This is a genomic window from Streptomyces sp. SAS_281, assembly GCF_052542855.1.
Map to the genome: position 1 here is coordinate 1 of NZ_JBMNDO010000078.1, position 26217 is coordinate 26217.

Genomic DNA, 26217 nt, shown 5'->3' on the forward strand with positions numbered 1-26217 from the left:
CCCAGCGCCCCGCCGAAGATCCGGAAGTCGTGCGCGTACACGAAGACCGTCCGGCCCTCCACCGTGCCCCAGCCCGTGACGACACCGTCCGTGTACGGCCTCTTCGCCTCCAGGCCGAAACCCGTCGCCCGGTGACGGCGCAACTGCTCCACCTCGTGGAAGGAACCCGGGTCGAGGAGGAGCTCGATGCGCTCGTGGGCGGTCAGCTTGCCCTTGGCGTGCTGTGCCTCGGTCGCCCGGTCACTGGGTCCGCGCCGGGCCTGCTCGCGCAGCGCCAGCAGTTCGGCCACACGGCCGCGGGTGTCGCTCGGCTCGCCCTGGGTTTCGTCCACAACGGTCATGTAACGACCCTACGAACCCCGCCAAGAAAATCGTGCCGTCGACTCCGTACAGTCTCCTGCCCGGTTTACTGGCGGAGCCTGACAGAAGCCCGGGGCCATGCAGGCGAAGTACCAGCCGGTACCGGGTTCTGCTTGTGGGGGTCCCACAAAGGCTTCACTGTGGCCTGCCGCACACGCCGGTGAGCCGGGGGAGCGAACGGGGCTGTTCCCTCTGCACCTTCTGGATGTCCTCCAGACGCGGGCGCACCGGCTCGTCGGGGTGCGCCACGGTCAGCAGCACCGCCTCGTAGAACGCGTCCCGCACCGCCGCCGGCATCACGTCCGACGCGTCCAGGCACAGCGGCACCCGCTGGTCCGTGAGACGCCGGCCGACCTCCTTCTCGACCGCGCCCTCGCGGGCCGGGACCGCGGAGTTGGCCGAGAACACGCCGCCCTTGCGGCCCCACTCCTCCTGGGCCTGCTCGGAGGTGAGGCGCTTGACCAGCGCGCGGGCCCGGTCGCCCTTGCCGAACAGGGCGGCGAAGTCGGCGGAGACCTCGTGCGCCTTCACGGTATACGAGCCGCCGGGCAGCAGCCGTGCCGAGTCCATGAAGGCGGCCCCGGCGCTGCGGTCCCGGTAGAAGGCGCGGGCGAAGGAGCCCTGGTGTTCGAGGGCGCACCCGCTGTCCCCGAAGAGCAGCCCGGGCGCGCCGTCCTCCCCCCGGTGGTCGCCTTCGAGGATGTCCGCGCGCGCCTCGCTCTTCCCCTGGGCCAGCAGCCCGGCCCAGGTGCGCCAGGCGGTGATGACCTGCCCGGCGGTCCACTTCAGGTCGCCGGTCGCCCAGCGTGCGTACAGCACCGGACCGGCCTGCTGGAGGAGCAGGTCCTCGATCCAGTCGCTGCCGGGCCAGCCGGACGAGCCGTCGTCGCCCATGGCCAGGCACCAGGCGGCGAGCCGGGCGGGCCGGGGCGGCGGAGCCTCGCCCTCGCGGAACCACACGATGGACTTGAGGTCCACCTTGAGCGGCACCCACAGGTGCTGCCCTATGCCCTTGGCCTCGGGCAGCCACGGCGTGCCGTACTCCTTCTCGTCGTAGAGGCCGGCCAGCGACTGGAGCCGGCCCTCCTTCGCGTACTCGACGAGTTCGCCGACGCCGGGCAGGATCGCGATGTCCGGCGGGTTGCCGGCCTGGACCTCGGCGAGCAGCACCTCGCGGGTGGCCGCGGTGCCCTGGTAGGTGTACGGGATGCCGAAGCCGTCCAGGACGTCCTTGAACTGCCGTTCCTGCTCGTCGGTCCAGGGCCCGAGGATCGTCACCCTCGGTTCGGCGTCGCTGCCGCCGGGGGCCGCGAGGCCGCAGCCGGCCGCGGTCAGGAGCAGGACGAGGACGAGCAGGAGTGCCCGGGACCGCCGTCTCATCCGGCCCTCCAGTAGTAGTCGGCGTTGAGCCTGCGGCCGAGGCCGGCGACCGGCAGCAGGAGGATCAGCGTGCCCGCGCCGAGCGCCCCGTAGTACGTCCAGCTCTGCCAGCTCTCGACGGCCAGCCGGTCGCGGAGGTCGAACGAGGTGCGGGTGACGAACGACTGGGCGGCGGCGAGGTGGTCGTGGTCGCGGGCCCGTGCCTCGATCGCGGCCAGCCCGTGGCGGGCGGTGTCCAGCCGCTCCTGGGTGGCGACGGTCGCCCGCAGCGGTACGACGGCCAGGGCGACGGTCAGCAGCAGCGCCGCGAGCAGCCAGGGGTCCAGGCTGCGCCCGCAGCGGCTCCGCAGCAGCCACAGCGAGCTGACCAGGGTCAGGGCGAGGACGAGGAGGCCCAGTTCGGCGACGGCCCAGCCGGTGAGCTGGAGGGGCCCCAGGGTGCTGATCCGGCCCATGCGCTGCATCTGGTGGTACTGGAGCACATCCAGCCGGGGCACGACTCCGGTGCCCGGCCGGTCGAGCTGCCGTACGGCCTCGGCCAGTTTCTGCCCCTGCATCAGCTCGTCGTCCACGTACGTGGTGGTGCCCGGGGTGATGGAGCCGCTGTACGAGGTCAGCACACCGGTGACGGTCTCCAGGACGCCCCGGCCGCGCGCCCCGTCGATCTGTACGTCGGAGAGCCGGGACAGGCCCTGGCTGGCGGCGGCGAGCTGCGCCTCGTAGCGGGCACCGGCCCCGACGACCCGGTCGATCCCGGTCTCCACGGAGGTGGCGGCCTCGCGGTGGGCGCGGAGCAGGGCGAGCTGGGTGGAGGACACGCCCTGCACGGCGGGCGCGGCGCGGGTGCGCATCTCACCGGCGGCGTTCTGCACCTCGCGGTACGAGACGAGCAGCGCGGTCATCGAGACGAGGGCGGCCAGCAGGGCGACGGCCAGGTGCAGTTCGAGCAGGCGCCGGGTGCGCGATCCGGTGCGCCGGCGCGCCCGGGAGGGGCGCGTCCACCGGGTGGGCCGGGGCGTCACATGGGCCTCCCGCAGGCGATGCAGTACCGGGCGTGCGGCCCGGCGAGGTGGCGGCAGCCGGGGCACTTGACGGGGGTGCCGGCGGCGTGGGCGGGCAGGTCGAGCAGGTGGCCGGAGGCGACGTGGAGCCGCCCCTCGCGCACGGTCCCCCGGTCGACGGTGGGACCCACCCGGACCAGGCCCCGAGCCCCGTCCACGATGTCGGCCACCTTGCGGATGTCGGCGAGGACCCAGGCGGCGCCGATCTCGTGGGCCAGCCGGACCGCGAGGCCGAACTGCTGCTCGGCCTCGTCGCGGCTCATCGGGTCGAGGGCGGCGTAGCCCCGGTTGAGGGCGGCGCGCATCCGGGTGGCGGCGTTGACCGCGTCGAGGGTGCCGCCCCCGCCGCCGGTGCCGCCCGGGCCCACGGCGACGCCCGGGGGCAGCCAGCGGACCAGGAGCGGGGCGGTGGTGTCGCCGACGGACACGGTGGCGAGCTGGAGCAGCACGCCGAGCGGGTCGGTGCTCGCGTCGACGCCCAGGGTCAGGAGGTAGTCGCGGGTGCCCGGCTCCCACTGGTGGGTGGCGAACTCGTACCGGTGCCGGTCGTCCGCTCCGGTGACCGCGGTGAGCAGGAGCGGCCGGGGCGCGGTCTCGGTCAGCGTCACCCCGGTCACCGCGGGGCGGCCGGTGACGGTGACGGGCAGCTCGGGGCTCCGGACCCGGCGCAGCCGCCGCAGCGCCCCGGTGACGGCCGGGGCGAACCGGTCGGGCGCGGTGTCGGCCGTGCCGTGCAGCCCCTCGGTGAGGGCGAGCAGCGGCGCGGGGTCCCAGTCCGCACCGAGCGCGAGCACGTCCGCGCTGAACGCCCCTTCGCACGCGGCGATCTCCGCTCCGAGGGCCGCCTCGCCGGCCGGGTCGTGGCCGCTGCCGTCGGTGACGAGCATCAGGTGCCGTACGGGCAGGGGCCGTTGTCCGAAGAGCGCCCGGGCGGCGGCGAGCCAGGCCCCGTACCCCGGCGGCGGCCGGTCGTCGGGGGTCGGCGCGACACTCCCCGCGCTGAACGCGGCGCGCCGCTTCTCGTCGGTGTCCGAGAGCGCCCAGGGCCCGCGCAGCGGGTAGCAGCGGCCGGGCCCGTCGTCCCGGGCGCCCCCGAGCACGGTGAACGACAGCCCGTCGGGCAGGGCGCGCAGGGCGGCGGCGAGCGCGGCGGCGGCGTCCCTCCGGCGGGCCGGGGCGACGTCCAGGGCGAGGACGACGGCGAGTTCGGTGGCGGGCCGCTGGTCCCGGGGTCCGGTGCCGGTGGCCTTGACGCGCACATGGGCGTCGATCCGGGTCTCGTGGTGCGGCTGCTGGTCGCGCCGGACGTCGACGGACACGGCGAAGCGGAGCCCGGTCGGCGACGGGTCGGGAGCGGCCATGAACGGATCTCCAGGGAGTACGGCGGTGAGGGCGCGGTGCGCCGGGGTGGACGGCCGGGCGGCGCGGGGGCGGCCCCTCAGAACCGGGTCTGCGGGCGCACCGCGTGCGAGAGGTCGATGAGCCGTTCGTGGTCCTCCGGCTTCTGGCGTTGCCGGGCCAGCCAGCGGTAGCACAGCTCCAGTTCCGCGCGGACCTCCCGTTCGCCGGGGACGGGCGGGGGCGGGAGGCCCTTGCGGAGCCAGGTCCGGGGCGGTGGAGGGGGGCCGGCGGTCGTGCGGACCGCGTCGAGTTTCCACTCGTACAGTTCCGTGCGCAGCAGCCAGGCCGCCTCGTCCCCGGCGACGACGGGGGCGGCGATCGCCTTCAGCGCCGCGTCGATCTCCGGTTCGCCGGGGAGCGGGTGGTCCCCCGAGGCCAGTCGGGCGGCCCGGATGCGCAGGGCGGCGACCCGGGCCACGGTGTGGTCGCGGGACTCGTCGGGGACCAGGTCCAGGACCCGGACGGCGGCGGCCCGGTCGCCGCGGGCGAGGGCGAGCCGGGCGAGGCCGAGGGCGGCGCCGACGTGGGAGGGGTTGCGGGCGTGGACCGCGCGGAACAGTTCGTACGCGGACGGGCCCGCCCCGGGCCCCACTTGCTCCGCGCAGTAGGCGAGGGCCAGCTTCGCCGCGTACTCGCCGGGCAGGGCGCGGTGGACGGCCGAGAAGTGGGCGTGGGCGGCCTCCAGCAGCGCCCGGCGCTCCCCCGTGCGCACGTCGGAGCCGCGGAGGGCGACCAGCCCGCGGTGCCAGCTGAGCCGCCACTGCCGTACCGGGCCCGGCCCGGGGATCGCGGCCGCCGCCTCGACCTGCTCGTGGGCCGCCGCCAGCGCGTCGGGGCCCTCCTGGCCGAGCAGCAGCCGGGCGTTGTGGAGGCAGATCTCGACGGACCGCTCCCCCTCGGCCGGCTGGGCGAGCGGCTGGCCGGGGTCGTAGCTGCTGACCCCGAAGCGGGCGGCCTGCGGGTCGCCGGGGTAGGGCCGGGGCACCGGCAGCCGGCGGGCGATCTCGGTCGGGGTCGGCGTTCCCGGGTCCAGCGTGGGCGCCGGGGGCGTCTCGCGACGGCTGTGCGGCGGGCGGCGCAGCCAGTGCGCGTAGTCCGGCACCGAGCCCAGGCGGGCGCCGAGCAGCTCGGTGGAGGGCGTGAAGTGCGCGGAGGGCTCGGGCTGGTCGCGCTTGCCGCGCAGGGCCCGGATCTCGCGCAGCACTCCGCGCAGTTGCCCGGCCATGTCCTCGGCGGTGCCGAACCGCGCCTCGGGGTCCTCGGCGGTGGCTCGCGCCACGACGAGCCGGAGGGAGCTGATGCCGAGCCCGGGGACGTCGTCGCCGACCGCCCAGCGGGCCAGTTCGTCGAGCGTGACGCCGACGGTGTGCACGTCGTGGGCCACGGTGAGCGGCTTGGTGCCGTCCGTCTCCGGTGCCGCGAAGTACGGGGTGATCACGGGCGGCGGGTCGACGCTGCCCGCCTTGCGGACGCCCCCGAGGTCGATGACCTTGATGCCGTCGAGGTGGTGGATCACGTTGGACGGCTTCATGTCCCCGTACAGGAAGCCCATCCCGTGCAGATGGGACAGGGCCTCCAGGATCTGGCAGCCGTAGGTGATGACGTGTTCGATGTCGAGGACGAAGACGCCCCGCCGGACCGACTCGACCAGAGCGGACAGGGTGCGGTCACCGACGTCCTCCATGACGATGTAGCCGCCGGAGACGGTGCCGTCGGCGTTGGCGGTGGAGACGAAGTCCCGGATCTGGACGATGCGTTCGTGCCGGATGGCGACCAGGCTGCGGCGCTCCTCACCGGCCTGGGCGGCGCCGCGTTCCGCGTATCGGTTGAGGAGGCCCTTGACGGCGACGAAGTCCTCCAGGTGGGTGTCCTCGGCCAGGTAGACCCAGCCCTGCCCGCCGTGGGCGATGGGGCCCCGGATGACGTACTGGTCCTGGAGCGGCGGGCCGTCCTTGGTGAGCTCGGGGCGGTACGAGTAGGGCGCCCCGCAGACCGGGCAGTACCCCTCGTCCGGGGGCGGCGCGGCGGTGTGCGGCGGGACGAACGCGGTGTCGCAGGACTTGGCCGAACAGGTCATCACGATGCGCACGGGGTGCTCGGCGGCGGCCAGCCGTTCGGCGGGGCTGCCCGGGTCGAGCAGCGGGAGGCCGAGGAGCCGGGCGGGTCCGTGGTCCTCGGGCGCGGCGGGCAGCGCCGGGAGGCCGGGGGCGGTCTCGTCGCGGCCGCAGGTGTCGCAGTAGCCGGTGGGCTGGACGGCACCGGTGCAGGGGCCGCCGGTGAAGCGGCGGTGCGGGCAGGGGATCCTCACGGGCGGCCCACGGATCCGGTGCGCTGTCCGGGCAGGCCCGGCGCCCCCGCGAGGTCGGCGCGCACGTCGCGTAACAGTTGCTTGAGCCCCACCAGCCGGGCATGCGGCTCCCGCAGTCCGCGCAGCTCCCCCAGCCGGTGCCGGCGGGCGGCCGGGTCCGTGGCCGGGCGCGGGGGCGCCGAGGCGGAGTCGGTCAGGCCGTCCAGGCGGGACCAGGTGCGTTCCATCCGTTCCGCCCTCCTCAGCAGCTCCTCGGCGCGCTCGTCCAGTGCCGGTACGAGCAGGTCGCGTTCCACCGCGCCGGGAGCCGGGCCCTCCGTGCCGCGTACGACGACCAGCAGCCGGAAGCCGAGGGTGTGCACCCGGGCCAGGACGCGTACGAGCCCCTCCGGGTCCGGGTCCTCGTCCAGGCCGATCACCGCGAGGACCGGGCCGGCGGCGGGGCGCCCGGCGAGGGAGCGTTCGGGTTCGTCGCCGCCTTCGAGGAGCCAGTCGCGGTAGCGGTTGCGCTGGTGGCGCGGGGGGCGCAGCTGGGCGACCAGGGTGTCCACCAGTTCGTCGGGGCGGCCGTGTCCGCCCTGGTGGACGAGGTGGGCGCGGTGCAGCTGGTGGCGCAGGGTGCGGTCGCGGCCGCCGCCCTCCGGGACGACGCTGAAGCGCACCGAGGGCTGGTCGGCGCCCGTGAACCAGCGCCGGAGCCGCCCGGCGAGGGCGTGGTCCCAGCCGTCCGGGCCGCTCAGCTCGGCGACCAGGGGCACGAGTTCGGCGATGCGGTCCACGGGGATCATGTACGAGAACGCGAGGTCGTTCTCCGTGGGCAGGCCCATCTCCAGGTCGCCGCGCCAGCTGACGACGAGGCCGACGACGCTCTCGGGGCGCTCGCCCTCGCGCCCGGTGTGGACGGCGGCGCCGCTGAAGCCGGGGCGCACCACCTCCGCGTTGGTGCGGGCGTCGAGCTGCACCCAGTCCCCGTGGAGGCCGCTGATCCGGCCGGCGAGCCACATGCCGTCCGCGTCGAAGGGGGCCGCGTAGCCGCCGAGCCACACCTCGGCACCGCGTTCGAGGCGCCGGGAGAGGGGCGCGGGTTCGGCCTGGGGGCGGGGGCCGTCCAGAGCGAGGACGGCGATGTCCTCGCGGCCGTCGAGCCAGCCGTCCGGGACGACCCGGGCGGCGACGGGCGGGATGCCGGGGTTCTCGGCGAACTCGACCCACATCCGGGCGTCCGGTTCCCGGACGACGTGGGCGCAGGTCAGCATCCGGTCCTGGGTGATCAGCACCCCGGCCCCGCACACCTCTCCCTGCGGGCCGCCCCGGCGTAACCGCAGTCGCCAGTCCGCTCTCAACTCCCCCATGGTGCACGAGCGTACGCGCGGACGGGCCCCGCTTCCCAGAGTCCGGACACAAAGGGGAGCGGGGCGCCTCAAGGGCTCAGTCTCCGCAGTGGAAGCGGGCGCCGCCCCAGTCCGCGTGGTCGTTGCCGTTGCCGTCGCCGCCGTCATCGGCGATCAGTTCGACGTACTTGGCTCCGGTGACGTCCGCCGTGAGCGACCAGGCGGCATCGGAGGCCCGGAGCACCGGGGACTTCACCTTCTCGGTGCCGTCCGCCCGCACGGAGAACCGCACGCTGCCGGCGCTCTTCTGGACGTCGTCCACGCCGACCTCCGCGGTGAAGGAGGTGCACTGTCCACCGAGGTAGTAGCGGATGGTCGCCGGGGCGTGGCTGCCGAGCCCCTTCTCGTACACCGTGCCCCCGATGGTGAGCGCGGTGCCGTCGCCGGTGCCGGTCTCGCCGTTGGAAAGGTCGCGCTCGACCGGTCCCCAGCCGTTGGTGGTGGCCGTCCAGTCGAGGTCGCTGGCCCAGCTGTCCTGGGTGGGCGGCGGCGGCAGGGTGCGTACGGAGGTCTGCGCGCCCAGCTTCCGCTGTCCGTCGCCGGTCGTGTACGTGGCCTCGGAGCTGAGGGCGTATGTGCGGTACGCGGCGTCCACCGGCGGGGTGACCCGCCAGCGTGCGGTGACCTTCGCGCCGGGTGCGACGGAGTCGAAGGCGACGGCTCCGGCGGGCTCGGCCTGCCAGCCCTCGGGGACGGCGAGGCCCACCTTCACGCCTGTCGCGGCGGTGGACTCGTAGTTGGTGAAGGTCGCCTCGACGGGGTTGGCGGTGCCCGGTTCAAGTGTCTCGTTGCCGGCGGCGACGGCCAGCGTGCCGCAGGCGGCCTGCTCACCGGCGGGCGCCTCGCCGAGGTCGGTCACGGTGAAGGCGTCGAGCACGAAGTCGGCGCCCTCCGGGGCGTCGCCGCGCTTGCGCAGCCCGGTCCAGGTGTCGCCGCAGCCCGCCGTCACGGTCTCGGTGAAGTGGCCGGTGGAGTGCTGGGCGCCGATGGCGGTGGTCCGGGTCTCGACGGAGGCGGGCTTGCCGTCGGCGGTGATCCGGTCGTAGCCGTCGACCCACTCGTAGGCCCCGGCGTGGCTGGACTGGTAGTCGTACTCGACCTTGTACCGGTGTCCCGCGGTCATCGGGACGGTCCAGGGGGCGGTGCGGTAGACGAGGCCGGTGTTCTCCTCGTGGGCCTTCAGGGACTCCTTGCCGCCGATCACGTCGTCGATGAGCTTCCCGTTCCAGCCGGCCTGGGTGTACGGGGCGTGGAGCTGCGAGATGACGGTGCGGGGGTCGGTGGAGCCGCCCGCGTCGCCCTTGAGGAAGGGGCCCCAGCCCTGGTCGACGGCCTCGAAGTCCTCGTGGACGACGGTGTTCTTCTTGGTGGCGGGGGCGTGGGCGACGAGGCGGACGTCGTCGGCGCGGACGGTGGCCGTGCTGCCGTCGGCGGCCTCGATGCGCAGGGTGGTGCGGCCGTTGGCCGGGGCGGTGAAGTTGACCTTGGCGCGCTGGAAGTACGTGCCGTGCCAGTCGGACGCGGCGACGTAGTCCTTGGCGGTGGAGCGGTCCACGGCGACGGATTTCCCGCCCGCCGAGAGCGTGGTGTGCCGGGTCTTTCCGGGCTCGACCTCGATGAGCGCGGAGGCGGTGTAGCGGGCGCCGGGCTTCAGGCCGCCGATGCGCTGGGAGAGCGCGGCGGTGCCGTTGCCGGAGAGCTCGGCGCTGTTGCGGCCCTGGGCGTCGGTGTCGCGGACGGCGGTGCCGGTCCTCGTCCAGTCGCTGAGCCGGTCGTCGTTGAAGCCGGGGTCGGCGACGAGGGTGTCCTCGCCCCACTTCGGGTCGGCGGCCTTGGGGGCCTGGTGCGGATAGAGGACGTACGGCTGCCCGGCCTCGGCCTTGAGCGTGATCCTCCCGTCGACGGGCCGGACCGTGCCGGTCTTCACGCGGCCGTTGTCGGTGAGTTCGTAGACCGTGTACGCGCCCTTCGAGGGCACCGCCCAGCTGCTCGTGCCGCCCTTCTGGCTGTAGTGGTACAGCTTCTTGCCGCCGTCCCACGGGAGGAGGTAGTCGGTGCCGCTGAGGACCTTGCGGCCGTGGTCGTAGAAGGTCCGCCTGCCGTCCTCGACCGTGCCGGTGAGCCCGCCGGTGAAGGTGATGTCGTTGCCGTCCCAGCGGGTGATCTTCTGCTGCTGGAGGTACTTGGCGGGCAGGTCGCGCTGCCAGACGTTGTCGTAGAAGGCGTTCCAGTCGGTCTCGCCGGTCCAGCCCTCGAATTCGTCGATGGCGCTCTGGCCGAGGACCGGGTCGTTGTTCCAGACGTCCTTCTCGCTGTTGCGGATGAACCGGATGATCTTCGAGTTGAGGCCCTTGTTGGTGGCGCCGCCGTAGTCCAGGTCATTGGCCCAGTGCGACCAGAGGGAGGCCCGCTCGAACTTGTCGGCCCACTCGCTGGAGACGTTCCAGCCCTGCTTCTGGAGGGCCTGGACCGTCTTGTCGGCGATCCAGCCGTGGGTGTAGTACACGTCGATGTACAGCATCGAGAGGTTGGAGCCGGTCTCGTCGCGCAGCTGCTGGAAGCGCTTCACCAGGTCACCGCTGTTGATGTCGCGGCGCTGGTCGATGTAGTAGCTCTGGCCCAGCCAGTTCCAGCCCGGCTTGGTCCTGTCGACCAGCTGCTCGTCGAACGCCTTCGCCTCCGGGTACGCCTCCGTGGCGTTGACGTGGACGCCGAAGGTGGCGCCCCACTTCCTGCCGTCCTCCAGCAGGGCGTTGAGGTCCTTCAGCCCGCCGGCGCGCTTGTTGTAGTCGCCGCCGTAGTCGGGGTGGGCCGAGTCGTGGCCCTCGGAGGCGTACCCCTTGAGCAGGGCGAGCTGGCCGAGGCCGTCCGTCGCGAGGGAGATCCGCTTGACGTCGTCCAGGGTGCGCAGGAAGGGGTGCGTGGCCTGGCTGGCGAAGTTGAACGGGATGTGGGTGATGACCCGGTCCGCGGTGTCCTCGCTGCCCGGCGCGACCACGCCGATGGAGCGGAACGCGACGGCCCCGTCCTGCCAGTCCACGGTCCTGTCGCCGTTGGCGTCGGGCGTGACGACGACCTTGGCCCAGGGCAGGGCGTCCCCGCTCTCCGGCTTCGGCGCGCCCTCGCCCCGGTAGGTCCACTGACCGGACCGGACGGCGACCCGCGTCGAGCCGTCGTCCTCCTTGCGGGCCTGGTGCCAGAACCGGGCGTCGTCCCCGCCGGTGGCACCGGAGGGCTTGTCGTACGAGGAGTTGGACTCGACGGCCGCCGCGAGGGAGCTGGTGTTGACGAGGGCGTACGTGGCGCCGGAGGGCGCGGATTCGGCGGGGGTGTCCGGGGTGACCCTCGCGAAGACGTCGGCGGTCTTCGTGGAGTCGGTGTCCAGCCGGGTGAAGGCCGTGGCCGCCCCGCTGTCCGTACTGGCGACGGAGACCAGGTCGTGCCCGGGTATGTCGATGGTGCCCACCCGGAACGCGTCGGTGTCGCGGACGGCGGTGACCTTGAACGTGGTGGCGCGGCCGGCCACGGAGAGCGTGGCGTCGATCTCCACGCCGGGCAGGTCGGTGAAGGCCAGCGTGTAGCGGGCGGCCGAGCCGGTGACCTCCGGGCCGCCCTTGAGCTTCACCGGGTGCGCGGTGCCGTTCAGGGTGACGGCGGTGACCGGACGGGTGGAGCCGGTCAGCTGCGCGCCGGATCCGCGGTCGGTGTACGTGAGGACGCGCGGGAAGTCCGCGGCGACGGCGACCGCGAGCTGCGCGGAGGCGATGACGGGGCTGCCCGCGGGCACGGCGGCGGCAGCGGGTGAGGGGGCGGCGGCCACGGCGGGGAGGGCGGTCCCCACCAGGGCCAGGACGGCTGCTGAGGCGGCGGCTGCGACGCCCACCGGCATACGGCTTGGTGACATGTGCACTGCGTAGTCGTCGGCTCCGCGCACCGTCAACGACGGAGGGCCCCGAGGGCCCCGCCAGTCCAACAACCGCCTTCCGTAAGTCCAAGCAAGTCCATGTGGGGCAGGAACGGGACATCCGGGGTGCCGCGTTCAGATCCTGTTCACGCGCCGAGCGGGCCCGCAGCCGCGACCCGGCAAGTGCCGCTCAGCAGCGTCGAGTTGTGAAGAGTTCTTCTTTTTGAGAGCGCTCTCAGTCACAAGTCTTGACGCCCGTGCCGCACGTCGGGACAGTGGTGCGCACCGCGGACGCCCCCCGCTCCACCTCCCCCGCACGGTCCACCCGTCCGCGCCCCCCACGTACCCCCGGAGTCGCCTCATGATTTCGCGCCGGAAGTTCCTGACGGGCGGTGCCGCCGCCACCGCCACCGCCGTGACCTACCCCCTCTGGGGCAGCGCGCTGAGCCCGAGCGCGTCGGCCTCCGCCGCCACCTGCGAACTGGCTCTGGTCAACAAGTCGTTGCCCGGCCGCGTCAACGCCTACGTCACCGGCCACGAGCAGGGCACCGACCGCTGGGTCCTGCTGCGCGCCGACGGCGGCGTCTACCACCCCGACTCCCCCTCGGCGCCGCAGACCCCGCTGCCGGTCGACTGCGCGATCCCGCTGAACGGGGCCGGCGGCGCGCCGGTCGTACTGACGCTGCCTCAGATGTACGGCGCCCGTGTCTACTTCGTCCGCGACGACACCCTGACCTTCTACCTCAACCCGGGCCCGGCCCTGGTCGAGCCGGCGTTCGCCACCTCCACGGACCCGAACTACGGGCGGACCTGGTCGTTCTGCGAGTTCACGTTCAACCCGCAGCAGCTGTACGCCAACATCAGCTACGTCGATCTGGTGACCGCGCTCCCGATCGGCCTGACCCTGGAGGGCGACGCCACGCACACCGTCGCCCCGCTCCCCGACGGCGCCGTGCAGCGGATCGCCGACGGTCTCATCGCCCAGGCGGCCGCCGACGGCCAGCCGTGGGACAAGTTGGTGACCCGCGGCGCGGACGGCAGCGTGCTGCGGGTCATCTCGCCGCAGAACCTGATGGCGCCCTACTTCGACCGGCCCGACCAGATGCCGTTCCGGGACCTGTTCACGGCGCAGATCGACCAGGTCTGGGAGAAGTACCGCTCGACGGACCTGCGCATCGACCTCCAGGGCGGGCGCGGCGTGCGCGCGGGCCGGGTCAGCGGCGACACGCTGACCTTCGACGGCGGGCACACCTTCACCAAGCCGGTCTCGAAGGACATCTTCACCTGCAACCACGGGCCGTTCACCAACAACCCGGCGGACAACGACGACAAGAAGGCCCTGCTGGCCCGGCTGGCGGCGGGCTTCAACCGCTCGATCATGCTCAGCCACCCGGACCAGCCCAACGGCACCTCGGTGTCCGACTACTACCAGGGCGCGGTCACCAACCACTGGTCCCGGATCGTCCACGCCAACAGCCCGATCGGCTACGCCTTCCCGTACGACGACGTGCGTCCGGACGGCCAGCCGGACGTCTCGGGCGCCGCCAATGACGGCAACCCGAGGCGGTTCACGGTGAGCGTCGGTTCCTGACCTCACCCCGCAGACCGGGAGGACCCCCGTCCGGGCGGGACGGGGGTCCTCTCTTCATGTGCGGGGCGCCGCGGGGGTCAGGCCGGGGAGCCGACCGCGAGCTCCCGCCGCGCGCGGGCCGCGGCGCCGACCGGTACGGCGTCGGAGCCCAGGCCGGACCTGACCAGCCGTACGGGGTGTCCGCTGACCGGCGGTTCGGCGGACAGCGCGGCGAGGACGACCGGGCTCAGCAGCGGCCAGGCGCGGCTGACCCCGCCGCCCACGACCACGGTCGTGATGTCGACGACGCCCGCCGTCATCACGATCGCCCGTGCGATGCCGTCTCCGGCGGCCCGGAACACCGCGAGGGCGTCCTCGTCACCGCCGCCCGCCGCGTCCGCCACCTCCCGGGCGGTCAGCCGCCGTCCGGTGCGCTCCGCGTAACGGGCGCCGATGGAGCGGCCGGAGGCCAGGGTCTCCAGATGGCCCCGGCCGCCGCACGAGCAGAGCAGGTCGCCGAAGCCGGGGATGTGCCCGATCTCGCCGGCCGCGCCGTGCGGGCCGGTGAACAGCCTGCCGTCGCTCCACAGCGCGCCGCCGACGCCGGTGCCCAGGGTGATCCCGAGGACGTTCGGTTCGCCGCGGACCGCGCCGCCCGAGGTCTCCCCGTACAGGAAGGCGTTGACGTCGTTGTCCAGGAAGGCCGGCACTCCGAGCGCCTCCTCCAGGGCGTCCGTCACCCCGAAACCGGCCCAGCCGGTGAAGGAGTCGCTGGCCACCAGGATGCGCCCGGTGACGGAGTCCACGACCCCGGCGGCACCGGTCCCGCAGCCGGTGAGCCGGCCGGGGGTGCGCTCCAGGAGCGGGGCGAGGGCTCCCAGGGCCGCGTCGGTCATGGCCCGGCCGCCCCGGTCCGCCGGGGTCGCGGTCTCGGCCCGGTCCAGGACGGTCAGGTCGTCGTCGCAGAGGACCACCTGCGTGGTGGTGCCTCCGATGTCCACGCCCGCGAAGAGCCTTCGGTCGTACGCGTTCATGCCTGGACCTCCGTCCGGCCGGCCGCGAGGGCGGCCAGGCGCTCGGCCCTGCGTCCGCGCTGGATCACGGGGTCCGGCACCGGTACGGCGGCGAGCAGGCCGCGGGTGTAGTCGGTCTCCGGGTGCAGCAGGGTCTCCCCGGTGGGGCCCTGCTCCTGGATCCGGCCGCCCCGCAGCACCACGACGCGCTGCGCGAAGTGCTGGACGACGGCCAGGTCGTGGGAGACGAAGAGGCAGGCGAAGCCCAACTCGTCCTGGAGCTCGGAGATCACTTCGAGTACGGCCTGCTGCACGCTGACGTCCAGCGCGCTGGTGGGTTCGTCGGCGACCAGCAGCCGGGGTTCCAGGACCAGCGCACGGGCCAGGCTGACCCGCTGGCGCTGCCCGCCGGACAGCTCCCGGGGTGCCCGGTCGGCGAGTTCCCGCGGCAGCCGGACGCGGTCGAGGATGGCGGCCACCTTGCTCCGGCGGTCCTTCGCGCTCAGGCCCCGGTGGTGGACCCTGAGCGGTTCGGCCACGCACTCGCCGACGGTCATCCGGGCGTCCAGCGAGGCGACCGGGTCCTGGAGGACCACGCCGATTCCGGCCCGCAGGGCCCGGCGGGCCCGGGACCTGGCGCGTCCCAGGTCGGTGCCGAACAGGGAGACCGTGCCGGAGGTCGGCGCGATCAGGCCGAGCGCGACCCTGGACGCGGTGGACTTGCCGGACCCCGACTCGCCCACCAGGCCCAGGGTCTGGCCGGGGTGCACGGCGAGGGAGACGCCGTCCAGGGCCCGCACGGCGTTCTTGCCGCGGCCGAAGACCACGGAGACGTCGCGGAGTTCGGCGACCGGCTCGGTCTCCGGAACCCTGCTGGTGGCGGCCGGGGCGGCCTTGCCCGCCTCGGCCACCGACAGCCGGGGCACGGCCGCCAGCAGGCGGCGGGTGTAGTCGTGGGACGGGCGCAGGAGCACGTCCTCGACCGGTCCGGTCTCCACGATCTCCCCGTGGTACATCACGGCAACCCGGTCCGCGAAGTCAGCGACGACGCCCATGTTGTGGGTGACCAGAAGGACGCCCGTCCCGGTATCGGCGGCGAGCCGGCGCAGCAGGTCGAGGATCTCGGCCTGGACCGTGACGTCCAGCGCGGTGGTCGGCTCGTCGGCGATCAGCAGGGCGGGGTCGTTGGCGATGGCCATGGCGATGACGACGCGCTGGCGCTGCCCGCCGGAGAGCTGGAAGGGGTAGGCGGTGGCCCGCTTCTCCGGCTCGGGGATGCCGACCTTGCGCAGGAGCGCGACGGCCTCGGCGGCGGCTTCCTTGGCGGACATCTCGCGGTGGTTGCGGATCACCTCGGCGATCTGCCTGCCGACCCGGGTGAGCGGGTCCAGGGCGGTGGCCGGCTCCTGGAAGACCATGGAGGCGGTCCGGCCGCGCAGCGCGGCGAGATCGCTCTCGCGGGCGCCGACGACCTGGGTGCCGGCGATGACGGCGCTGCCGGTGGTCCGGGCGTTGCCGCTGAGCAGGCCCATCGCGGCGAACGCGATGGTGGACTTGCCGGAGCCCGACTCGCCGACGAGGGCGAGCGTCTCGCCGGGTGCGACGTGGAGGGAGACGCCCCGGACGGCCGGCACCTCTCCGCTCTCGGTGGTGAAGACGACGCCGAGGTCGTCGAGTTCGAGGATCGGCCCGGCCTGCGGTGCGGCGGGGCGCTGGGTGGCGGTCATCCGCGTCCCCTCACGTCGAATGCGTCGCGGAGCCCGTCCCCGATCGCGTTGAACGCCCACACCACCAGGATGATGGCCAGGCCGGGCGGAATGATGAGCCACCAGTAGCCGGAGTAGGCGGCGGTGAGGCCGGCCGACAGCATGCCGCCCCAGTCGGTGGACGGCGGCTGGACGCCCAGGCCCAGGTAGGAGACGTAGGCGACGAGCAGGATGGCGTCGGCGATCTGGAAGGTGGCGGCGACGATGATGGTCGAGACCGAGTTCGGCAGGATGTGCCGGATGATCGCCCGGGCGTGCGTCCCGCCGATGGCCCGGAGCGTCAGCACGTAGTCCCTGTTCTTCAGGCTCAGCGTCTCCGCCCTGATCAGCCGGGACGGCACGAGCCAGGAGACGAAGCCCAGGATGACGATCAGCCCGGTCAGGTCCGGGGTGGTGATGGCCGAGACGACCAGCAGGATGAAGAGGGCGGGGATGGCGATTCCCGCGTCCACGACGCGCATCATGACCGCGTCGATCCAGCCGCCCGCGTAGCCGGCGACGGCGCCCCACAGGGTGCCGATGACGGTGGCGAGTACCCCTGCGGCCAGGCCGACGATCAGCGACACCTTGCCGCCGTACATGAGGCGGCCCAGTACGTCGTGGCCGACCGCGTCGGTACCCAGCCAGTGCGCGCCGCTGGGGGCGAGGTTGACCTGGTCGAGCAGCGTGTGGGTCTGGTCGGTGGAGTACACCAGCGGGCCCACGAAGCAGAACAGGAAGAAGAAGGCGACGACGCCGAGCCCGACGACCGCGAGCCGGTTGCGGCGGAAGCGCCGGACGGCGAGCCGGGTCCCGGACGCCGTGGCGGGGGCGGTGGCCTTGCCGGGCACCCGGCCCGGCTGGATGACGGCGCTCATGCCCGGCCTGCCTTCACTCGGGGGTCGATGACCCGCTGGACGATGTCGGCGAGGAGGGTGCCGGTCACCGTGGCGATCGCGATGACGAGCACGCAGCCCAGGAGCACCGGGTAGTCGGAGGACTGCGCGGCGGTCCAGAAGAGCAGGCCCATCCCGGGGTAGTTGAAGAGCTGCTCGACCACCAGCGCACCGCCGAACAGCACGGGCACGTAGTACCCGAGCATGGCGACCACGGGAGTCAGCGAGTTGCGGAACACGTGCCGCCACAGGATGGCGCGGGAGCGGGAACCACCGGCCCGCGCCGTCCTGACGTAGTCCTCGGAGAGGTTCTCCAGGGTGGCCGCCCGCATGTAGCGGCTGAACACCGCGATCATCGAGGCGGCGCCCGCGACCACCGGGAGCACCAGCGCCTGCGGTTCGGAGAACACCTGGGCGAGCGTGTCGCCCTGGGGCGCCTGGGAGGGGAACCACGGCAGCACCTGGCTGAACACCAGCACCAGGACGAGCCCGAGGAAGTAGACGGGCGTGGAGTAGGCGATGAAGCTCAGCGTGGTGATGACGTAGTCCGCCGGCTTGTTGCGCCGCATGGCCTGCCACATGCCCAGCGGGATCGCCAGCACGAGGCCGACGACGGCCGACAGGACGGTGAGGAGCAGCGTCTTCGGCAGCCGCTCGGTGATCAGCTGGGACACCGGCTCGTTGAGCGTGTACGAGGTCCCGAGGTCACCGTGGACCAGCTGGTTCAGGTAGTAGAAGTACTGGACGGGCAGGGGCTTGTCGAGGCCCTGTTCGTGGTTGAAGGCCGTGATCTGCTGCGCGGTGGCCTGCGGGCCGAGGATCCCGCGTGCGGGGCCCCCGGGCAGGGCGTGCAGCAGACCGAAGACCACGATCGTCACGATGACGATCACCACGACGGCCTGGAGGACCCGCCTGAGGAGGTACGAGGGAGTGCTCATGTGTTTTCCGGTCGCTTCGGCTCGGTGGTGCGCATGATCGGCGACCGGCTCACTTCTTGGTCCACTTCCACATGGCCGGGTGGAAGTTGGCGAGCGAGTCCTGGGCGAAGCCGCCGAGGCCGCTCCTGACGACGGAGACCTGGTAGTCGGGCTCCGGCAGCCAGATCACCGGGAGGTCCTTGGCCAGGGCCTCGCTGTACTTCTGCATGGCGGCGTCGGAGGAGTCGGTGGTGGTCTTCTCGACCAGCTTGTCCACGTCGGGGTTGGAGTAGCTGCCGAAGTTGGAGCCGCCGCCGGTCGCGAAGAGCGAGTCACCGCTCGGGTAGGCGGGGAAGTACCAGCTGCCCGCGCTGCCGAAGAAGGACAGCTGCCACTTGCAGCCGGAGTCCCCGGCCTTGCACTGGCCGGCCTGCGAGAGGACGGAGTTGACCGGTGCGGTCTTGATGCCGAAGCCGATGCCGGACTTGGCGAAGGAGGACTGGAGCGCGCTCATCAGGTTGTCGGTCACGGTCGAGCCGGACTGCGACAGCACCTGCATCTTGAACTTGGTGCCCTTGTCCACTCCGGCGCCGCACTGGTCGTCGCCGCTGCCCGCGTCGGTGCAGACCATGCTGCCGTTCTGCTCGGTCCAGCCGTGGTCGGTGAGCAGCTTCTTCGCCTTGGCGGTGGAGAAGGGGTACGGGTTGGCCTTCTGCGCCGGGGAGACGAAGGAGGAGGTCTGGCCCTGCGGGACGGGCCCGTAGGTGGAGACGGCGGTGCCGTTGAAGATGACCTTGGACAGGGTCGCCTGGTCCACCGACATCTGGATCGCCTGGCGGGCGTAGAGCTGCTTGAAGACGGGGCCCATGGTGGGGTTGTTGAAGTTGTACGGCATGTAGGTGATCGCCCAGCCGGCCCACGGCTTGAGGGTGTAGCCCTTGGCGGTGAAGGACGCTTCCTGGCTGAGGTTGGTGGCGTTGATGTAGCCGTAGTCGACCGTGCCGGCCCGCAGCGCGTTCTCCTCGGCGTCCGTGGTGGTGAACGGGAGCAGGTTCACGGTCTTGATGTTGGCCTTGCCGCCGCCGTCGTACTTGGCGTTGGCCAGCAGCTGCACCTTGCCCGCGGTGGAGAACGACTTGATGGTGTACGGGCCGCTGACCGTCTTCCAGAGCGGGTCGGTGGCGTAACCGGAGATCTTCTTGGCGGCCGTGTTGAGGTACGTCCACACCCTCTTGGCGCCCGCCGGGGTGAGGTCGAGGTCCGACACCTTGCCCGCGTCACTGGTCTTGTCCCAGACGTGCTGCGGCATCGGGCGGATCATGCTCAGCTCGTTGGCGAGCATCCACTGCGTGTTGTACGCCTTGTCGAAGGTGATCGTGAAGTGCGTGTCGTCCACGATCTTCAGCGCGGTCCAGTTGTCCGGCGCCTTGCCCGGGCTGTAGCTGGCCCAGTCCTTCTTGTTGGCCTTGACCAGGTTGAACCAGAACTGCACGTCGCGCGAGGTGATCTTCTCGCCGTCGCTCCAGTGCCGGTCGCCGAGCGTGATGGTGACGCTCTTGCTGTCCTCGGCGAAGTCGGCGGCGGTGGCGAGCGAGTTGTCCTTGTTCCAGCCGACCTTGCCGGTGGAGCCGTCGTACGCGATCAGCGGTTCCCAGAGGGACTGGGATATCGAGGAGTTGTTGGTGTTCAGGTGGGCGGCGGTGCCGACCGGGAGGATCCAGTTCGGCGTGAAGTTGGCCGGCAGCGCGTAGTTGATGCTGTCCGACGAGGCGGAGCCGGACGAGGTCGTGCCCCCGCCGGAACAGCCCGACAGCAGGACGGCCGCGGTGGTGGCGGCGCCCGCGGCGAGGGCCCAACGACGGCTGTTCACCGTGCGGGTAAGGATCATGACACTCCTCGGTTCGATAGGGCCCGCAGCCGCTCGGGAAGGTCGGCGCTGCGTTCACGACAGCTAACGCCGCAGGCACCGAAGAAACAAACAAGAATTAGTAACAAGTAAGTTACTGCACATTCGACGAAAGTCTCCTTGCCCCATTCCTCCCGACCTTTCGGGATGCTTTGGGTGGATTCAGGGGCCTTTACGGTCGAGTCACTTCCTTCACTTCACTGTTCCCCTGTGCGAAGTGCGGGCGTATCGTCTGCGCCACCTACCCCGTTGCGGAAGTAACTTTGTACATGACTGGAATAAGTGCGTGGGACCGCAAGGCCGCCAAAGGGACCCCGTCCCTCGCCGTGCGTGTTCTGGAACTCATCGCTTCGGGCCAGGCCACCTCACGCGCCGAACTCGCGGAGCGTCTCGGGGCCGCCGCCTCCACCATCTCCCTCGCCGTGGGGCACCTGGTGGACCGTGGTCTGGTCGCCGAGGAAGGCATTCAGGCCTCCACGGGCGGACGCCCCCGAAAGGCACTGAGAGTCGGCAGCCGTGACGATTTCGCCGTCGCCGCCGACCTCGGCGGCCGGCACGCCAGGATCGGCGCGGTCCTTCCGGGCGGCGGCCTGACCGACGTCTCGACGGTCCCCTTCCTGATCGCCGACGGCCCCGAGGCGGCCCTGCCCCGACTGGCCGAGGCCCTGGAGGCCCTGGCCGGCCAGCGCGGATCCGGCCGCCTGCGCGGGGTCGGGCTCTCGCTGCCCGGCCCGGTGGACACCGTGTCGGGGTCGGTCGTCCGGCCCTCGCGGATGCCGGGCTGGAACCGCTTCCCGGTCGCCGCCTGGCTCCAGGAGCGCTTCGGCGTCCCGGCGGCAGTGGACAACGACGCCAACTGCATGGCGGTCGGCGAGCACACCGTCCGGCCGGACGGGAACGCCCAGACGATCATGGTCAAGATCGGTTCCGCCATCGGCGCGGGCGTGATCGTCGAGGGGCGGCTGTACCGGGGTGCCCGGGGCGCCGCCGGGGACATCACCCACATCCGGATCGAGGCCGGAGCCGGCATCCCCTGTTCCTGCGGGAACACCGGCTGCCTGGAGACCGTGGCGTCGGGTGCCGCGCTGGTTCGCATCCTGCGCGAGCGCGGGGCGGATGTGAACAGCACCGAGGACGTGGCCCGTCTCGCCCTCGACGGCGATCCACTGGCCACCCGCACGGTCCGCAGGGCCGGCGACTACCTGGGCCAGGTGCTCGCCGCCAACGTCAACTTCTTCAACCCCGACGCCGTCTACCTGGGCGGCATCCTCTCCACCCTCGAGCAGTTCGTCGCCGCTGTGCGCAGCCGGCTCTACGAGAGCTGCCATCCGCTCGTCACCGAGCACCTCACCATCGAGCGGACCCGGCTCGGCGCCGACGCCGGGCTGGTCGGCGCCGGCCAGTTCGCCCTCCAGCGCGCCCTGACCCACGCCCTGCACGAGGTGGGCGGAACCGACCGGATCGGCACGCTCGCCCCCCGTCATCCCTGACGCCCGACCCCTACGAGGAGCCATGTCGCAAACCCGCACCGCCGCATCCCGCCCGGTCATCGCCATCGCAGGGCTCGGCATCGAGTCCTCCACCTTCTCCCCCGCCCGGACCCTGGCCGCCGCCTTCCACCCCTCGCGCGGCGCCGAGGTGCTGGACCGCTACCCCTTCCTGGCCCCCGGCGAGGAGCTGCGCGAGGCGGCCGACTGGCACGGCGCCCTCGTCGGCAAGTCGCTGCCGGGCGGCACCGTCACCGCCGCCGCCTGGCGGGAGCTGACCGACGAGCTGATCGAACGGCTCGCCGCGCTGCCCCGCCCGGACGGCCTCTGGTACGACATCCACGGCGCGATGACGGTCGAGGGCGTCGACGACGCGGAAGCCGTCCTGCTGGACCGCATCCGCGCCACCGTCGGCCCCGACGTGATCGTCTCCACCTCGATGGACCTGCACGGCAACGTCTCCCGCGAACTCGTCCACGGCAGCGACCTGATCACCTGTTACCGGCTGGCCCCCCACGAGGACCACATGGAGACCAAGGAGCGGGCCGCCCGCAACCTGGTCGAGCTGCTGGCCTCGGGCGCGCCCCGCCCGGTCAAGGCCTGGGTGCCGGTCCCGGTGCTCCTGGCCGGCGAGCAGACCTCCACCCGGATCGAGCCGGCGAAGAGCGTCTACGCGGCGGTGGCCGACGTCGAGGCCGTGGAGGGCGTGACCGACGCCGCCATCTGGGTCGGCTACGCCTGGGCCGACGAGCCCCGCAACCGCGCCGCCGTGGTGGTCACCGGCACCGACCGGGCCGCCGTGGCGGCGGGCGCCGAACGCCTGGCCCAGGGCTTCTGGAAGGCCCGCCACGACTTCGAGTTCGTCGCGCCGACCGGCACCTTCGACGGGATCCTGGACGAGGCCCTGGGGTCCGATCAGCGCCCCTACTTCGTCAGCGACACCGGGGACAACCCGACCGCCGGGGGCTCCGGTGACATGACCTGGGGTCTCACCCGGCTGCTGGCCCGCCCGGAGTTCCGGAAGGAGGACGGTCCGACCGTCATCTACGCCTCGGTGCCCGGGCCGACGGCCGTCGCGACGGCCGTCGCCGCCGGTGTCGGCGCCACCGTCACGGTCACCGCGGGGGCCGAGGTGGACGACCGGCACGCGGGCCCGGTCACCCTGACCGGCACGGTGCACTCGGTCCGGCACGGCGACCGCGACGCGCGGACCGAGGTCGTGATCCGGGTGGGCAGTGTGTACGCCATCCTCACGGAGCTGCGCAAGCCGTACCACCACGAGCACGACTTCACCGACCTCGACCTCGACCCGCGTGGCGCCGACATCGTGATCGTGAAGATCGGCTACCTGGAGCCCGAGCTCTTCGACATGTCGGCCGGCTGGAAGATGGCGCTCACCCCCGGCGGCGTGGACCAGGACCTGGTGCGCCTGGGCCACCACCGCATCCGCCGCCCGATGTTCCCCTTCGACCGCGAGATGGCCGACCCGGACCTGTCGGCCCGCGTCATCCCCGCCTCCGACCAGCCGCTGACCGGGGACGACGAGTGAGCCCCCGTCCCGCCCTGGAGATCGCCGTCACCTCACCGGCCGGCGCCCGCGCCGCCCGGGAGAACGGCGCCGACCGGGTCGAACTCTGCACCGCGCTGGAGCTGGGCGGTCTGACCCCGTCGGCCGGCCTGGTCGAGGCGGTCGCGGCGGAGGGGCTGCCGGCGCAGGTGCTGGTCCGGTGCCGGCCCGGCGACTTCGTCCACGACGCGGAGGAGGTCGCCCTCATGGCCGCCGAGGTGCGGTCGGTCATCGCGTCCGGCGCCGCCGGGGTCGTCATCGGCGCCCTGACCGCCGACGGCGCCCTGGACACCGACGCGGTCGCCCGGCTCGCGGACGCGGCCCGCGCCTCGGGCCGCCCGGTGGAGGTGACCCTGCACCGGGCCGTCGACCAGGCCGCGGACCCGGTGGCCACCGCCGCGCTGCTGCCCTCCCTCGGCCTGACCCGGGTCCTCACCTCGGGCGGTGCGCCCGTCGCGGCCGAGGGGCTGGCGACGATCGCCGCGATGGCCGCCGCCGCCCCGGGGGTGGAGGTGATGGCAGGCGGCGGTGTGCGCCTCGCCGACATCCCGGCGCTGGCCGCCTCCGGTGCCGCCTCGGTCCACCTCTCCGCCAAGGTCCGCGCGCCGCGCCGGCTAGGCGCCACCTGGGTACCGCTGGGTGCGGGCGGGTCGTCGGCCGAGCAGGACACCCACTTCGTCACCGACCCCGGTGTCGTCGCGCAGGCGCGACGGGCCCTGGACATGGCGGGCTGACCGTCGGCGCAGGACCGCGCCCCCACCCGGGAAGGGTGGGGGCGCGGTCCTGCGTAGGGGTGCGGCAGCGGTCAGCAGCCGCCGCAGTTGTAGTACGTCACGTCCCAGTGGTTGCCCTCGTCGGCGTAGACGTTGCCGGAGCCGGACTTGTACTGGGGGGCGCCGTCACCGCGCAGGCCGATGTAGCTGAACGCGCTCTTCACGTAGTTGGTGAGACAGGTGGTCTTGCCGAAGTCGAGCTTGTAGCCGTTCCAGTGCGAGTACGTGCCGCTGGCGTGCCCGGTCTCCGTGCCGCCGGTGATGTTCAGGGCGCAGCCGGTGGCGCTCTTCAGGGTCTGGGCACCCTGGGCGGTCGGCAGGTTGAGCTGGTCGAACGAGGTGCAGGTGGAGTTGTAGCGGTCGGAGCAGCCGCCGGAGGACGACCAGGTGATGCCGGACGAGCTGAAGCGGGCGGTCGCCTGGCTGTGGGTGAGCTTGGTGACGGCGTACGCGTCGGTCGTGCCGCTCACCAGGCCGAAGCCCGGGGCGAAGAGGACGCCGAGCACCAGGGCGAGCGCGGTCAGGACGGGGCGCAGCGTCATCCGGGAGACATGGGGCGCGTGGAAGACCATGGGGGGACTCTCCTCCTGTGCATGACAAAGGGGCAGGGAGATAGTGCCTCAGTTCTACGCGCGTCGCCAGGGGGCCTCGCGTAACGGCCGCGTGAACAGATGACGGGTGTCGCGACAATCCTCGGAGTAGATGTTGAACTTTGAACAAGATGGGCCTACAGTGAATGTCGTTGAAGGTTAAACAACAGGTCGAGTCCGCTCGGCCCGGTCCCGAGGAGGAGCCATGGCTCTGTTCAACCGCAAGTCCGACGCCACCGCCGCCGCCACGACCACGGCCGACGTCGACCCCGCCCTGGCCGCTCTGACGGGCGACTACACGATCGACCCGGCTCACAGCAGCATCGGTTTCACCGTGCGTCACGCCATGGTCACCAACGTGCGGGGCTCCTTCGCCGAGCACGAGGGTTCCCTGAAGCTCGACGGCAGCGACCCGGCCAACTCCACCGCCTCGATCGACGTGAAGATCGCCAGTGTGGACACCGGCATCAAGGACCGCGACGGCCACCTGGTGAGCGGTGACTTCTTCGACGCCGAGAAGTTCCCCCTGATGACGTTCCGCTCGACCTCCGCCGAGCAGCTGGGCGGTGACACGTACCGCGTCACCGGCGACCTGACCATCAAGGACGTGACCCGCCCGCTCGCCATCGACCTGGAGTTCAACGGCTCCGCCAAGGACGTCTACGGCAACGAGCGCGTCGGCTTCGAGGGCAGCGCCGAGATCCTGCGCTCCGACTGGGGCCTGACCTGGAACGCGGCGCTGGAGACCGGCGGCGTCATGGTCAGCGACAAGGTGAAGCTGAACTTCGACATCTCCGCGATCAAGGCCGCCCCGCAGGCGTGACGCTGTCAGCGCGGCGCGTCCAGCACCCGCGCGGCATCGGCGCGAAGGCCCTTCACCGCCTGGTGAAGGGCCTCGTCGTGCCGGGCGGCCGACGCGGTGTGCGCGGCCTTGTGCGTGGTGTCGCCGGCGCGGGCGTCCGCGACCATCCGCCGCATGAGCCCGGCCCGCTCGCCGGACGCCCGGCCCACCCGGTCGACCGCCGCCGCCATGGCGGCCGGCCCCTCCACGAGGACGACCTCGGCGGCCCGGTGCACCTCGCGTGCCAGGCCGACGAACGTCGCCACCCGCTCGTCCACCGCCCCCAGATCCGGCCGCTCGGGCCGCAGCGCCTCGAACACGGCGTCCAGGGCGATGTCCCGGTCGTGCAGCGCCCCCAGGTAAGACACGTACGCGTCCCTGCGGTGCTGCCTGCGCCACTGGTCGTACTGGGAGCGCGCCGCCGTCCGCCCGGCGACGAAGGCCGCCCCCAGCGTGGCGAGCGAGCCGACGGCGGCCCCTGTCAGCGCGGCGACTTCGGCATCCATGCGCGCCATTGTGCCGCCGGTGCGCCGACCGCTCAGCCCATGGACTTCGAACCGTCCAGGGATTCCCGGATGATGTCCGCGTGGCCGGCGTGCTGCGCGGTCTCCGCGATGATGTGCATCAGCACGCGGCGGGCCGTCCACTTCGCGTCCCCGTCGAACCAGGGGGCCTTCGGCAGGGCGTGCGAGACACCCAGGTCCGGCAGCGAGGCGACCAGCTCGTCGGTCTCCGCCGCCACCTTCTCGTAGGCGTCGAGCACGCCCGCCAGCGTCTCGCCCGGCAGCATCCTGAAATCGTCGGCCCGCTTCGCGAAGTCGGCCTCGGTCATCGCGGTGAAGTCCGGCATCGCGGCGGCACCCTCCACCATGAACGCCGCCCAGCCCCGCTCGACCGAGGTCACGTGCTTGACGAGGCCGCCGAGACACAGCTCGCTCTTCGTGGTCCGCTGCCCGGCCTGCTCGTCGGTCAGGTCACGGGTGGTGAACCGCAGGAAGTGCCGGTGCTGGCCCAGCGACTGCAGGAAATCCGCCCGCTCGTCCGAGCCCGTGTTCGCGATGGCCGTCTCGTTGGCGCTCATGATGGTGCCTTCCGTCGTTCCTGTTC

20 protein-coding genes are annotated in these 26217 nt (G+C 72.6%); 5 read left to right on the top strand and 15 right to left on the bottom strand.

The window, feature by feature from the left end; genetic code table 11:
* From ACN6LM_RS25655 to ACN6LM_RS25685, 7 genes are all read right to left on the bottom strand, one after another.
* Positions 1–341 (bottom strand): carboxyl transferase domain-containing protein (locus tag ACN6LM_RS25655; protein ID WP_445067749.1); only part of this gene is annotated, 341 nt, incomplete at its 3' end.
* Between the two features lie 154 nt (positions 342–495).
* Positions 496–1740, bottom strand: a complete 1245-nt coding sequence (locus ACN6LM_RS25660; protein ID WP_445067750.1) for an extracellular solute-binding protein — start codon at positions 1738–1740, stop codon at positions 496–498.
* A complete protein-coding gene (locus tag ACN6LM_RS25665; protein WP_445067751.1) occupies positions 1737–2762 on the bottom strand; it encodes a hypothetical protein in 1026 nt (341 codons plus the stop codon). Before ACN6LM_RS25665 ends, ACN6LM_RS25660 begins: the two co-directional genes overlap by 4 nt.
* Positions 2759–4162: a hypothetical protein gene (locus ACN6LM_RS25670; protein WP_445067752.1), complete on the bottom strand. Its 1404-nt coding sequence runs from the start codon at positions 4160–4162 to the stop codon at positions 2759–2761. Before ACN6LM_RS25670 ends, ACN6LM_RS25665 begins: the two co-directional genes overlap by 4 nt.
* A 77-nt stretch (positions 4163–4239) precedes the next feature.
* Positions 4240–6510 (bottom strand): tetratricopeptide repeat protein, encoded by a 2271-nt coding sequence (locus ACN6LM_RS25675; RefSeq protein WP_445067753.1) that lies wholly within the window; start codon positions 6508–6510, stop codon positions 4240–4242.
* Positions 6507–7862, bottom strand: coding sequence for a trypsin-like peptidase domain-containing protein (locus tag ACN6LM_RS25680; RefSeq protein WP_445067754.1), 1356 nt, complete (start codon positions 7860–7862; stop codon positions 6507–6509). The genes ACN6LM_RS25675 and ACN6LM_RS25680 overlap by 4 nt, the downstream gene beginning before the upstream one ends.
* Positions 7863–7938: 76 nt before the next feature.
* Positions 7939–11790, bottom strand: a complete 3852-nt coding sequence (locus ACN6LM_RS25685) for an endo-alpha-N-acetylgalactosaminidase family protein (protein WP_445067777.1) — start codon at positions 11788–11790, stop codon at positions 7939–7941.
* A 376-nt stretch (positions 11791–12166) separates the two neighbouring features.
* On the opposite strand from ACN6LM_RS25685, the gene ACN6LM_RS25690 reads away from it, so the two are divergent.
* Positions 12167–13396, top strand: coding sequence for a glycoside hydrolase family 64 protein (locus ACN6LM_RS25690; RefSeq protein WP_445067755.1), 1230 nt, complete (start codon positions 12167–12169; stop codon positions 13394–13396).
* 77 nt (positions 13397–13473) lie between these two features.
* On the opposite strand, the gene ACN6LM_RS25695 is transcribed toward ACN6LM_RS25690, so the two are convergent.
* From ACN6LM_RS25695 to ACN6LM_RS25715, 5 genes are read right to left on the bottom strand one after another with little or no spacing between them, the layout of a single operon-like run.
* Positions 13474–14409 (bottom strand): ROK family protein, encoded by a 936-nt coding sequence (locus ACN6LM_RS25695; protein ID WP_445067756.1) that lies wholly within the window; start codon positions 14407–14409, stop codon positions 13474–13476.
* Positions 14406–16115 carry a dipeptide ABC transporter ATP-binding protein gene (locus tag ACN6LM_RS25700; RefSeq protein ID WP_445067757.1) on the bottom strand — a complete coding sequence of 570 codons (1710 nt, stop codon included), beginning with the start codon at positions 16113–16115 and terminating at the stop codon, positions 14406–14408. The genes ACN6LM_RS25695 and ACN6LM_RS25700 overlap by 4 nt, the downstream gene beginning before the upstream one ends.
* Complete coding sequence (locus tag ACN6LM_RS25705; protein WP_445067758.1) at positions 16112–17011, bottom strand: ABC transporter permease; 900 nt, start codon at positions 17009–17011, stop codon at positions 16112–16114. Before ACN6LM_RS25705 ends, ACN6LM_RS25700 begins: the two co-directional genes overlap by 4 nt.
* Positions 17008–17967: an ABC transporter permease gene (locus ACN6LM_RS25710; RefSeq protein ID WP_445067759.1), complete on the bottom strand. Its 960-nt coding sequence runs from the start codon at positions 17965–17967 to the stop codon at positions 17008–17010. Before ACN6LM_RS25710 ends, ACN6LM_RS25705 begins: the two co-directional genes overlap by 4 nt.
* 49 nt (positions 17968–18016) lie before the next feature.
* Positions 18017–19834: a peptide ABC transporter substrate-binding protein gene (locus tag ACN6LM_RS25715; protein WP_445067760.1), complete on the bottom strand. Its 1818-nt coding sequence runs from the start codon at positions 19832–19834 to the stop codon at positions 18017–18019.
* Between the two features lie 287 nt (positions 19835–20121).
* On the opposite strand from ACN6LM_RS25715, the gene ACN6LM_RS25720 reads away from it, so the two are divergent.
* From ACN6LM_RS25720 to ACN6LM_RS25730, 3 genes are read left to right on the top strand one after another with little or no spacing between them, the layout of a single operon-like run.
* Positions 20122–21342 carry an ROK family protein gene (locus tag ACN6LM_RS25720; RefSeq protein ID WP_445067761.1) on the top strand — a complete coding sequence of 407 codons (1221 nt, stop codon included), beginning with the start codon at positions 20122–20124 and terminating at the stop codon, positions 21340–21342.
* Between the two features lie 22 nt (positions 21343–21364).
* Positions 21365–22888 carry a M81 family metallopeptidase gene (locus ACN6LM_RS25725; RefSeq protein WP_445067762.1) on the top strand — a complete coding sequence of 508 codons (1524 nt, stop codon included), beginning with the start codon at positions 21365–21367 and terminating at the stop codon, positions 22886–22888.
* A complete protein-coding gene (locus ACN6LM_RS25730; RefSeq protein ID WP_445067763.1) occupies positions 22885–23640 on the top strand; it encodes a copper homeostasis protein CutC in 756 nt (251 codons plus the stop codon). Before ACN6LM_RS25725 ends, ACN6LM_RS25730 begins: the two co-directional genes overlap by 4 nt.
* Before the next feature lie 71 nt (positions 23641–23711).
* On the opposite strand, the gene ACN6LM_RS25735 is transcribed toward ACN6LM_RS25730, so the two are convergent.
* On the bottom strand, positions 23712–24251 hold the full coding sequence (locus ACN6LM_RS25735; RefSeq protein WP_445067764.1) for a hypothetical protein: 540 nt from the start codon (positions 24249–24251) through the stop codon (positions 23712–23714).
* Positions 24252–24474: 223 nt separating this feature from the next.
* Between ACN6LM_RS25735 and ACN6LM_RS25740 the strand changes: the two genes are divergently transcribed.
* Entirely contained in the window at positions 24475–25092 is a 618-nt protein-coding gene (locus ACN6LM_RS25740) for a YceI family protein (protein ID WP_445067765.1), read from the top strand.
* Positions 25093–25097: 5 nt separating this feature from the next.
* On the opposite strand, the gene ACN6LM_RS25745 is transcribed toward ACN6LM_RS25740, so the two are convergent.
* Together ACN6LM_RS25745 and ACN6LM_RS25750 are read right to left on the bottom strand one after the other, a co-directional pair.
* On the bottom strand, positions 25098–25616 hold the full coding sequence (locus ACN6LM_RS25745) for a proline dehydrogenase (RefSeq protein WP_445067766.1): 519 nt from the start codon (positions 25614–25616) through the stop codon (positions 25098–25100).
* 32 nt (positions 25617–25648) lie between these two features.
* The gene (locus tag ACN6LM_RS25750) at positions 25649–26191 is read right to left on the bottom strand and encodes a DinB family protein (protein ID WP_445067767.1); all 543 of its coding nucleotides are present in this window, start codon (positions 26189–26191) and stop codon (positions 25649–25651) included.
* Positions 26192–26217 lie beyond the last annotated feature (26 nt).

Excerpts from the sequence above, each read along its gene's own strand:
- ACN6LM_RS25725 (WP_445067762.1), top strand. The coding sequence starts at position 21,365 with ATGTCGCAAACCCGCACCGCCGCATCCCGCCCGGTCATCGCCATCGCA.
- ACN6LM_RS25660 (WP_445067750.1), bottom strand. The coding sequence starts at position 1,740 with ATGAGACGGCGGTCCCGGGCACTCCTGCTCGTCCTCGTCCTGCTCCTG.
- ACN6LM_RS25715 (WP_445067760.1), bottom strand. The coding sequence starts at position 19,834 with ATGATCCTTACCCGCACGGTGAACAGCCGTCGTTGGGCCCTCGCCGCG.
- ACN6LM_RS25690 (WP_445067755.1), top strand. The coding sequence starts at position 12,167 with ATGATTTCGCGCCGGAAGTTCCTGACGGGCGGTGCCGCCGCCACCGCC.
- ACN6LM_RS25710 (WP_445067759.1), bottom strand. The coding sequence starts at position 17,967 with ATGAGCACTCCCTCGTACCTCCTCAGGCGGGTCCTCCAGGCCGTCGTG.
- ACN6LM_RS25750 (WP_445067767.1), bottom strand. The coding sequence starts at position 26,191 with ATGAGCGCCAACGAGACGGCCATCGCGAACACGGGCTCGGACGAGCGG.
- ACN6LM_RS25745 (WP_445067766.1), bottom strand. The coding sequence starts at position 25,616 with ATGGATGCCGAAGTCGCCGCGCTGACAGGGGCCGCCGTCGGCTCGCTC.
- ACN6LM_RS25700 (WP_445067757.1), bottom strand. The coding sequence starts at position 16,115 with ATGACCGCCACCCAGCGCCCCGCCGCACCGCAGGCCGGGCCGATCCTC.
- ACN6LM_RS25740 (WP_445067765.1), top strand. The coding sequence starts at position 24,475 with ATGGCTCTGTTCAACCGCAAGTCCGACGCCACCGCCGCCGCCACGACC.
- ACN6LM_RS25720 (WP_445067761.1), top strand. The coding sequence starts at position 20,122 with ATGACTGGAATAAGTGCGTGGGACCGCAAGGCCGCCAAAGGGACCCCG.
- ACN6LM_RS25735 (WP_445067764.1), bottom strand. The coding sequence starts at position 24,251 with ATGGTCTTCCACGCGCCCCATGTCTCCCGGATGACGCTGCGCCCCGTC.
- ACN6LM_RS25680 (WP_445067754.1), bottom strand. The coding sequence starts at position 7,862 with ATGGGGGAGTTGAGAGCGGACTGGCGACTGCGGTTACGCCGGGGCGGC.
- ACN6LM_RS25695 (WP_445067756.1), bottom strand. The coding sequence starts at position 14,409 with ATGAACGCGTACGACCGAAGGCTCTTCGCGGGCGTGGACATCGGAGGC.
- ACN6LM_RS25670 (WP_445067752.1), bottom strand. The coding sequence starts at position 4,162 with ATGGCCGCTCCCGACCCGTCGCCGACCGGGCTCCGCTTCGCCGTGTCC.
- ACN6LM_RS25685 (WP_445067777.1), bottom strand. The coding sequence starts at position 11,790 with ATGCCGGTGGGCGTCGCAGCCGCCGCCTCAGCAGCCGTCCTGGCCCTG.
- ACN6LM_RS25705 (WP_445067758.1), bottom strand. The coding sequence starts at position 17,011 with ATGAGCGCCGTCATCCAGCCGGGCCGGGTGCCCGGCAAGGCCACCGCC.